Genomic DNA, 9458 nt, shown 5'->3' with positions numbered 1-9458 from the left:
CCGCCTAGAATTTCTTAGGTCCGCGGCCGCGTTTTTGAAAGGACATGGATGTTCTCCGGGAGGTTTTCGGCTATCCCTTTATGGAGCGTCCCCATCCGCGCCGAGGCTAAAGCTCGTCGCTAACTCCCGATTTAGAGTTTTGTAGAGGTGTTAATCGTAAGGACTATTATAATAAGTATTCTTAATACAGCAGAAAATGAATGACTTTTATATCTCGCGGTGATAAAATCAAATTAAGGAAAAACATGTCATAGACATATAAGTTTAGATTCAGCTGGCAGAGATAATACAAGGATGAAACAGTCTGGGATTCAGGGTGGACAATTATGAGAAAAATACGATTGGGTTTGCTTACAATAGCCCTGAGCATCTGTATCTCAGGGTGTTCCAAAGACATTAACTACATAATAGACCATGAACCAAGCATCAAAGGAACCGTGATGGAGATAAAAGATGGATACGCCAGGATAGAGGTAAGCAAAAGTGAGGAAACAATAGCTGAAAATCAGGAGATTCTGGTCTCTTTGGACGCTGAAAGAAAAGACAGTACAACGGATCTGCAGATTGGCGACGAAGCAGCCGTATACTACGATGGTAATATTGAGGAAAGCGATCCGGCAAGAATTGAGAAGGTGTATGCTATACTCTATATTGGGGAGAGCCGTACCAAATTAGAATATGGAAAGGAAGGGGAAGCTGACGATGAAAGATGAATTAGTAAAGAAACAAATCGTTGACAAAGCAAAGGACCTTGGCGCAAATCTGGTGAGAGTTTGTTCCGTTGATAAGTGGGAAACGGAACCGATCCAGAATCCGGAATATTGGCCGCAGAATTCCTGGCCCTGGGTTAAAAATGTAATTGTACTGGGAATCCCGCTGTTTGCCCCGATGACGTTCACTACCCCCTCCATGGTATATCAGGAATTATATGACACCAGCAACCGGGTGCTGGATGATATTGCATATAAGCTGACGAATTATATTACTACAGAATTAGGATACAGGGCTTTGTTCTTTCCGAGAGACTGTTACTACTCTATTGATGTGCTTATGAAAAATCCGAATGCCTCTTTTTCTCATGTCGTAGCAGCCTACTATGCGGGTATGGGTACCTTTGGTGACAGCCATAATCTGATCACAAAGGAATACGGTCCCCGCCTGCGTATCGTTTCCGTGCTGACCGATGCGCCAGTCAGCCCGGATCCGCAGTTGGAGAAGGATTTATGCATTCACTGTAAAAAATGTCTGAAAGCTTGTCCGGTTCATTGCTTTGAAGAGAAAGAAAATAATCTCTTTAGTTATGATAAAGTTGCTTGTACGCAGCATCATGTAGACATTAAGAATGAAAATCACTGGCCCTGCGGTGTATGTATGAACGTTTGTCCTGTGGGGGATGATCTCAAAAAGTACAGGGGAGACGACGTCATCACAGAGCAGGGGATTCGGCACGCACAGGCCCATGGATCCTAGAGCGTGTCTGAAAATTCATTGCCGCAATATGCCGCCCCGCTTCACGGTCTATTTACTGCCGAATCCAGAGGGCGTAGCCCACTACGCCTCCTGTATTTGGCAGTAAATACCCCGCAAACTGGGACAACATCTTGCAACAAGCAATTTTCAGACACGCTCTAGAGCGTATAATCCAGTTTTATTGCAATTCTCTTTGCAGGCGCAAAGCCATAAATATGGTGATGGCTGCAGTGATTACATCGGCAGCCGGCTGAGCATACAGGATCCCGTTCAGTCCCAAAACTTTTGGGAGTATCAGGATAACAGGAACAAAGCAGATGCCCTGCCGGCAGGCGCCGAGGAAGCTGCCTTCTTTTGCTTTTCCCATAGCAAGAAACAGAAAGGAATAAACGGTATAAAAACCGAAGAGCACAAAAGAAAGCCCGTTTGCTCTTAAGGCCGCCTGTCCGATCCGGATCATTTCCGGGTCATTTTTTGTAAACTGGGAAATAATCGCTGTAGAAAATAGGGCGGCAGCAAGACCAAAGATCAGGCAGAAGATAGTTGCCCACAGGATGGAAGTCTTTACAGCTTCTTTTAAGCGGTCGTACTTTTTCGCACCATAACTGTAGCCCGCGATAGGCTGCAGGCCTTTGAGAAAACCGAATACCATCAGACTTCCCACGGACATAATCTTTGTCACAGCTCCCATCGCGGCCAGAGCAGAATCACCATAGATCCTTGTCCCGTCGTTGATCATTGTCATAGACAGGCTGGTCAGCAGTTGAAATACCAGTGTGGGAATCCCGATTTTCAAAATCTCTGACATCACATCTTTTGATAAACAGTACTTCCGTATACTAAAACTAAATATACTTTTTTTCCTGAATATATACAGTAAATATATCAGTGCAGAGACAAACTGCGAAATGGCCGTTGCGGTCGCAGCACCGGCTACGCCCAGATCGAGAACATAGATAAAGACGGGGTCTAAAATAACATTGATCACGGCTCCTGCCAGCAGCACGCACATGGTTGTTTTGGCAGCGCCCTCACTGGAAACGATGTTGTTCATGGTGACATTAAAGACATTAAATATAGAGGAAGCAATATAGATACTTGTATAAGTAACCGCAAAAGGCATGACACTGTCTGAGGCGCCTATCTGGCGCAGAATGGGTTCCAGAAATATGAGGATGCATATAATGACTGCCGTTCCCACAAAGATACTGCTGTATATAGCAGTGCTTGCGGTTTTGTCTGCGGCTTCTTTCTCCCCGCTCCCTAACAGCCGTGAAAGGTAGGAAGCGGCACCATTTCCAAAGAGCAGTCCCAGTCCTACCACAACCTGGCCAAGGGGATATGCAACAGTAATTGCGCCCATCTGTGCAGTACCCAGCCCTCCTACAAAGTAGGCATCCGCCAGATTATAAAGCGCATTCACCATCATACCAATCATGGTGGGCAGCCCCAGTGCGAAAAGCGCTTTCAATACAGGGGCACTTCCAAGCAGTTCCATTTTTGTATTATGTTGTTTCATAATAAATTCTCCTTCCACTTGACATGAAGTGTAAAATAAAGTACTATAAATTATAGCAAACAAGTAGCAAAGTCGATAATACTATAATTTATAGTACTTGTCAAGACGAATAAGAAAAGGAAGGATATTTATGGCAACAATAGATTTAATCGTATTAGGGATGGTAAAAAAGGAGCCGTTAAGCGCATATGACATACAGAAACTGGTAGAATACCGGAACATATCCAAATGGGTAAAGATCAGCACGCCTTCAATCTATAAGAAAGTCATACAGCTGGAGCAGAAAGGCTTTATCAAAGGCACGATGGTAAAGGAAGGAAAGATGGCGGAAAAAGCCGTTTACTCATTGACAGAGTCCGGAGAAGCGGAATTCGAAAATCTAATGTATAAGATAGCCGCCCAGCCGGTCAACATATTTCTGGATTTGAACGCAGTTATAGTCAATCTGGACAGCCTCTCCCTGCAAGACCAGGAAGCCTGTCTTACCAGTATAGAAAGTAACATAAAAACACTAAAATCATATCTTGAAGAAAACATAACAGAAAAAGAAGGCAATCCTCAAATTCCTGAAACCGGAAAAGCCGTCCTCCGGCAGCAGATGATTCTGGCCCAGGCGATAGAAACATGGATCGAATCTGTAAAAATAAGTATAAGTGAAAAAGGTTAGAATGCCCTGCTAAAGGAGCGGAAACACAACTGATGATCAAGCTTGTAAAAAGAATAAAAATAAAAGTCCTGTATTGATAGAACCAGGACTTTTATTTTTATGATTTAAAGTGTAACTTTTCTAAATCTAATTCGACTAATAGATAGAAAGCGAATCTTGTTTGATATTTTTACAATCGGAAGGAAAAACGCAATGAATCTGAAAGACCTGGAGAAAAAAACGGATGGGCAGCTGATCGGGCTGGTGAAAAATAAAAATATGAAACAGGCTTATGATGTACTGGTGTTGAGGCATTATCGGGATGCTGTACGGTTCTGCATACAATATGCCAAAGAGGAGCAGACTGCCCTGGATATTGTACAGGACAGTTTTGCCGATATTTATGTGCACAGGGAGCGCCTGCCCCAAGCCTGCACGTTTCGAACCTATCTGTTTGCAGTGGTCAAACATAAATCGCTGGATGAACTGAGGAGAAGAGGGCGCCATGTAACAGAGGAGCTGGGGACGGCAGAAAGCGCCGGGGAATCTCCGCCAACGCCGGAGGATATTTACGTGAAGAAAGAAGCGTATGGCGAACTGGTGCAGTGGATAGAGGATTTGCCGGAAGAATACAGGCGTGTGCTTTATCTTTTCTGTGTGGAGGGCCTGTCCTACCAGGAGATTGGAGTGGTTATGGAAAAGAATATTCCGCAGATAAAAATAGTATTGCACAGAGCAAGGAAAAAGCTGCAGAGGAAAAGGAGGGAAAACGGATGACGCAGAGGGATAAAGAATTTTTAGAGGCTATGTGGAAAAAAGCAGAGGAAAAAGAACAGAATATGAGGCTTGCAGAGGAGCTCACTAAAACGCCGCCAAATACGGGAGTAAATTCATTTCTGTGGGATCTGTTCCGGGGGATTGGACTCGGGCAGCTGTACGCAGGCATGGGAGATATCCTGACTGTCTCATTTTGCATTGCGGCAGCGTTTATGTACATTGGATTACGGATTGTGGGCGCCGGTATAGCCAGCGCCTGCAGCATCGTATTTACAGCGGCGCCTGTCTTATATGCCACGGTGTTCTGTCTGTCATTGGTGAAAGAGCGGCAGAATCAGACGTATGAACAGCTTATGAGTTACAAGTATACTTTTTTACATCTGATGACAGCGCGTATGTTTTCAAACAGCCTGATAGGTATTGGCCTTAACCTTATTTATGCGGCAGTCCTTTCAGTGCGGTATTCGGCTGATTTTCTCCGGCTGGCGGCAACGGCTTTTGCATCCCTGATGATATTTTCCCTTCTCCTGGCCATGGGGATAGAACGGGGAAAGAAAACCGGATGGGGGGCAGCAGTGGGAGCCGGCTGGATTCTGGCCAATCTTGTATTCTTTCAGATGTCGGCCAAGTGGTACGAAAGGCTGATGGAAGGGATTCCGGTTCTTTTGTTTGCTGCTGTTGGAGCTGTTGCGGCAGTGGTTTACGTCAGGCAGCTGCTGGTAATGACAGGACAGCCCTTCAGAAAGGAGTATGCAGATGCTGCAAATTAATCATGTTACAAAAAAATATCAAAACTTTACGGCGCTAAAAGATATCAATCTGGAGCTGCATCCTGGAATATACGGCCTTCTGGCGCCGAATGGGGCCGGCAAGACCACGCTTATGAAACTGCTGGTCACCCTTCTTTTTCCCACAGAAGGGACTATACTGTGGGAGGGCAGAGAGATACAGAAGCTGGATGAAGCATACCGGGAAAAGATCGGTTTTCTGCCGCAGAAATTTGGCTACTACAGGGACTATACGCCTGAGCGCTATCTGGAGTATATCGGCATCCTGAAAGGGATTGACCGGAAAATACTGCGGCGGGAGATACCCCGTCTGCTGGATACGGTGGGGCTTGCAGAGGTATCAAAAAGGAAAATGAAGAAATTTTCCGGTGGAATGATACAGCGGGTAGGGATCGCACAGGCACTGCTCGGAAATCCGGAGATCCTGATATTAGATGAGCCCACGGCAGGCCTGGATCCCAAGGAACGTGTGAGATTCCGAAAAATATTGAGTTCCCTTTCCAGGGATAAGATTGTTATGATCTCCACACACATCGTTTCGGATGTGGAGTTTATTGCCAACCATATTATTATGCTGAAGGAGAAACAGGTATATGCCAATGACACTACAGAACATCTCTGCACCATGCTGGATGGAAAAGTCTTTGAGGCAGAAATCAGGGAGGAGCAGCTGCATCTTTGGGAAGAACAGTACCAGATTCTTTCCCAGCGTCAGGAAGGAAGACATTTTGTGGTGCGGTTCATTGCAGAGCAGGGAAATCCGCAGTGGAAAAAGTGTGAGGCTGGCTTGGAAGATGTGTTTTTATACACTTACAAGGAATGAGGCGAAGATATGAGGAGACAATGGATGCGCGTAGTGCTCAGCCCGATTTTCTGGGGGCTGCTCATTGGCAGTATGGGGGTAAATGCATGGATACTGATAAACTTCAGCGGCCAGAGGGCTATAGTGGAGAAGAGTGTGAAGGCATGGGAGGATCTGGGGCTGCCGGTTGATGAAAATACAGCGGAACAGTACCTGGAAGTTTTGGAGCCCGGAGAGAAGAAAGAAGCGGGAATTCCCACTCTGCGCCAGATAATGGATGGCACAGTGTATATGACGAATGAACTGGACAGCAGTGTTCTGGCAGAAAATTTCTCCTCTGCCCTTATGCTGGAAGACGGGGCAAAGAAATATGCGGAGAAAGAATACCAAAAGATGGAGGGTATCCTGGCAGAGAATCGGCGGAATCAGGATGCTGCACACTTCTTTGTCCCGGGAAGCAGAGGTTTTTTTGAATTATTTTCAAGATGGATTCCTCTGGCCTGTACGCTGGAAAGCATTCTGGCAGGCGTTCTCTTTATGCTGCATCGTGTCAGTGAACCATTACAGGCAGGGACGGCATCCGTTGAGTATACATCCAAAACGGGAAGAAAAAGCCAGGATCAGAGGAGGAGGGCAGCGATCCTTGCCGGACTCACTTTTACGGCTGTCATATGGGGAGTAACGATTCTGGCGGCAGCCCTTATATTTCCTTTAGGTCCACTGTGGAAGACACCCATTGGAAGCATGATGGTGCTGGATTCTTATTTCCCGGTTATCAGCTGGTTTCCGCTTCACATTGCGGGATACCTGGGCCTGGAATTCTTAATATCAGTCTGCGCAGCGGTGCTTTTTTCTTATATTGGGTATACGTTTGCGGCAAAGGGAAGAAATAGTTTCAAGGCATTTATACTGCTGGGGTTTGGATGTGCATGTATCTATACGGTGACCTCTCTGTTTCCCAAATGGAGCGTCGTTTATTTTATACTGCAGTACAATCCCGTTGATCTTGCCAGGAAAGCAGGACACTGGATGGTAAATGGGGCCTCCTTTCTTTCGCCGAGATATTATGAAATCACTGTGATTATCCTATGGGGCATTCTGATAGCATGTGCAGCTTTCAGAGTGCGGAGACAGTTTTTAAAGAAAGATTTGTAAGGAGGGTGTATATGATAAGGACAGAGATAAGAAAAATACTGACATGGAAGAAGCTGCTGTGTCTGCTGGGCTTTGGGATACTGTATTTTCTTCTGTTTATAAGGCCGTATGTAAATATACATCCGGGCAGCTATCATCAGACTGCCGATATTGCAGAAGCTATTACGGATAAATATGGGGTTTCTATATCACCGGAAGAATATGAGAAAATGAAAAGTGAGGCTCCGGAAAAGGGAATCAGTGCCATAGACCGGATGATAGCGGAGAATGCGTTGTTTCAGGAGTATGGCTTCCATACGTTTCAGGAATTCAACCTGGGGAGCGAAAGTCTGACGCCCGATGAGGACACGGCATTATGGATGGAAATCTATGATTCCTTTAGTGACGCCGAAGTGTCGGAGGAATTCACCAGGACAATAGAAATCAATGTATATGATATGTTTTTGGATAGTTACAGGACAGAGGCGCTGCAGGAGAACGGAAGTGCAAACGGAACATCCGTTTATAAAGATTTGGACGATCTTCAGAGACAGAGGGTATTAGAACGAAATCGGGAGGAGGTATTTACGATCCTTCCATCTGTAATACTGGAAGATAATTTTCAGGTTCTTCAGTTTTGGTCAGTTTTTGTAATTATCGGAGTGATATTTATGATTCTTCCCTATATGGTACAGGAGAATCAAAATGAAATGCCGTCACTTCAATATTGCTGCAGGAAGGGGCGGGGCTATTACCTCCGTAAGCTGGAGGCAGGCCTGATTACTTCTTTAGCGGTGATCGGAATATCCATCGTATTTTATTTGATAACCGCAAAAATTAACCGTGTCACAGATTTTTGGAATGCGTCAGCGTCTTCCTTTTCGAGCGGATATATTGGATGGTTCCCATGGTCTATAGGAACTATGAGTGTCATGAGTATTTTGTTTACAGCTATGATGGCAGCAGGAGCAGGAATGATCTTATTCGCCGTTACCAGACACTGCAGAAACTATATATCAGCCATTGCACTGGCCCTGCCGCTGGTCATCCTGGCGGGATGTTACGGAGCCTTCTTTATATTAGATTTTGCAGAGATAACCAGAGGAAAATACATGGTGCCAATGATCTCTGCCGTGGTACTGGGCCTGGGGGTTCTTGCCAATCTGGTACAGTATATGGCAGAGAAGAAAAGAAATATAGACTGAACGAAAATGAAGCTTCCGTCCAGCCTTACAATCACTGCTATGCACGGTCTATGGACCGTGCAGCGCGGTGTACGGCCCTGTGAATGGGAATTTACAATCTTTCAACCCCACAGATATGAAGCTCATCGTTCTCAACATAAAACCGTATATTCATACCAGCATACTTCATTCCGTAGATACGCGCCGGATCTTCCTGATAAGAAGGTCTGGGATCCTGTGCCAGGATTTCCATCAGCGCAGACCGGCATTGTTCTGGGATAAGCTCGAGGCATGCAGGCGGGCAGTCTACATTCAGGCTGTAGCCCGCTTGCCGGCTGCCAAAGCCGCCTTGTGCGTTAGGGTGACTGTCCACATAGGGCAGATAGGGCTTGATATCAAAGACCGGGGTTCCATCCATCAGGTCGGCTCCGCAAATATGGAGAACCGGGCCAAAATCAGGGGTGGTGCTGATGCCCTCCAGACGGACGCAGGACAGTCCAACCGGATTGGGCCGGAATGGGGAACGCGTGGCAAACACCCCCATTCTCTGGTTGCCGCCAAGCCTTGGCGGACGCACGGTAGGGCTCCATTCATCACGGATGGATTCTGAAAACCCCCAGATCAGCCAGATATGAGAGTAATCTTCCAGGCCGCGCAGGGCATCCGGATTGCGGTAGTCCGGTTCAAAGATGAGCTTTGCCTTCAGGGATTCCACGAGACCGCTCTGTCGGGGGATGCCGAATTTTTCCGGGAAATCGCTTTGAATGTGTGCAATTGTTTTTAAAGTATAAAGAGAAGTCATGGATACGCCCCGCTTTCGATAGCTTTTCTATTAGAAAATGTAACATAGAACTGGAGGCGCAGTCAATCGGGATTTAGTGACGAGCTTTTGCCTCGGCGCGGATGGGGACGCTCCATAAAGGGATAGCCGAAAACCTCTCGGAGAACATCCATGTCCTTTCAAAAACGCGGCCGAGGACCTAAGAAATTCTAGGCGGGAAACAGCCCTGAAAATGGAGCACCACTGACACATCACGAGAAATCCGATGATTTCTCGCGCTGGGTCAGCTGATTTTTGGATTCGGAATCCAAAAATCTCTCCATTTTCAGGGCTGTTTCCCACCAAGAATTTCTAAGG

10 protein-coding genes are annotated in these 9458 nt (G+C 46.1%); 8 read left to right on the top strand and 2 right to left on the bottom strand.

The genetic code is table 11. From position 1 onward, the window contains the following. The first annotated feature begins 326 nt into the window (after positions 1-326). On the top strand, positions 327-713 hold the full coding sequence (locus GKG43_RS22080; RefSeq protein ID WP_050638938.1) for a DUF3221 domain-containing protein: 387 nt from the start codon (positions 327-329) through the stop codon (positions 711-713). Beyond that, positions 703-1470, top strand: a complete 768-nt coding sequence (locus GKG43_RS22075) for a 4Fe-4S dicluster domain-containing protein (RefSeq protein ID WP_055155339.1) — start codon at positions 703-705, stop codon at positions 1468-1470. Before GKG43_RS22080 ends, GKG43_RS22075 begins: the two co-directional genes overlap by 11 nt. A gap of 178 nt (positions 1471-1648) precedes the next feature. On the opposite strand, the gene GKG43_RS22070 is transcribed toward GKG43_RS22075, so the two are convergent. Next, complete coding sequence (locus tag GKG43_RS22070) at positions 1649-2989, bottom strand: MATE family efflux transporter (protein WP_055155338.1); 1341 nt, start codon at positions 2987-2989, stop codon at positions 1649-1651. A gap of 130 nt (positions 2990-3119) precedes the next feature. On the opposite strand from GKG43_RS22070, the gene GKG43_RS22065 reads away from it, so the two are divergent. From GKG43_RS22065 to GKG43_RS22040, 6 genes are all read left to right on the top strand, one after another. Further along, positions 3120-3656: a PadR family transcriptional regulator gene (locus GKG43_RS22065; RefSeq protein WP_055155337.1), complete on the top strand. Its 537-nt coding sequence runs from the start codon at positions 3120-3122 to the stop codon at positions 3654-3656. A gap of 192 nt (positions 3657-3848) precedes the next feature. Then, complete coding sequence (locus GKG43_RS22060) at positions 3849-4412, top strand: RNA polymerase sigma factor (RefSeq protein WP_055155336.1); 564 nt, start codon at positions 3849-3851, stop codon at positions 4410-4412. Beyond that, on the top strand, positions 4409-5182 hold the full coding sequence (locus GKG43_RS22055; RefSeq protein WP_055155335.1) for a hypothetical protein: 774 nt from the start codon (positions 4409-4411) through the stop codon (positions 5180-5182). Before GKG43_RS22060 ends, GKG43_RS22055 begins: the two co-directional genes overlap by 4 nt. After that, entirely contained in the window at positions 5169-6023 is an 855-nt protein-coding gene (locus GKG43_RS22050) for an ABC transporter ATP-binding protein (protein WP_050638933.1), read from the top strand. The genes GKG43_RS22055 and GKG43_RS22050 overlap by 14 nt, the downstream gene beginning before the upstream one ends. A 9-nt stretch (positions 6024-6032) precedes the next feature. Further along, the gene (locus tag GKG43_RS22045; RefSeq protein WP_129880068.1) at positions 6033-7157 is read left to right on the top strand and encodes a hypothetical protein; all 1125 of its coding nucleotides are present in this window, start codon (positions 6033-6035) and stop codon (positions 7155-7157) included. A gap of 11 nt (positions 7158-7168) precedes the next feature. Further along, positions 7169-8341 (top strand): hypothetical protein, encoded by a 1173-nt coding sequence (locus tag GKG43_RS22040; RefSeq protein ID WP_129880066.1) that lies wholly within the window; start codon positions 7169-7171, stop codon positions 8339-8341. Positions 8342-8432: 91 nt separating this feature from the next. Here GKG43_RS22040 and tsaA read toward each other — a convergent pair whose 3' ends face one another. After that, complete coding sequence (gene tsaA / locus GKG43_RS22035) at positions 8433-9122, bottom strand: tRNA (N6-threonylcarbamoyladenosine(37)-N6)-methyltransferase TrmO (protein ID WP_050638930.1); 690 nt, start codon at positions 9120-9122, stop codon at positions 8433-8435. Positions 9123-9458 lie beyond the last annotated feature (336 nt).

The sequence above is a fragment of the Eubacterium sp. BIOML-A2 genome, assembly GCF_009680135.1.
Lineage (GTDB): Bacteria > Bacillota > Clostridia > Lachnospirales > Lachnospiraceae > Faecalicatena > Faecalicatena contortus_B.
Note: the sequence above shows the minus strand (reverse complement) of the source record. Positions and strands in the feature narration are given on the sequence as shown.